The 212-nt window shown below is 71.2% G+C and carries 1 protein-coding gene; it reads left to right on the top strand.

The genetic code is table 11. The features are described 5' to 3' along the window. A partial coding sequence (locus RRF55_RS29200) for a hypothetical protein (RefSeq protein ID WP_439419481.1) occupies positions 1 to 212 on the top strand: 212 nt, incomplete at both ends.

Here is a 212-nt window from a genome sequence, read left to right as displayed (position 1 = left end):
GCCGTCATCGGGCGCCAGCGCGAGGAGGCGTTCAAGGCCATCGAACGCCGGGCCGCCGACGTCCATACGCGGCTGACGGTTCTGGGTGTGGATTTCGACGCCTGGGCCGAGCGGGGCGGCATGGCCTTCCAGACGGCGGACCTGTTCATGGACCTGCCGGCGCCCGCCCTGGCGGGAGCGCACCAGATCGACAATGCGGCCGTGGCCATAGC

It is taken from the genome of Klebsiella sp. K47 (assembly GCF_051858335.1).
Lineage (GTDB): Bacteria > Pseudomonadota > Gammaproteobacteria > Enterobacterales > Enterobacteriaceae > Klebsiella > Klebsiella pneumoniae.
Note: the sequence above shows the minus strand (reverse complement) of the source record. Positions and strands in the feature narration are given on the sequence as shown.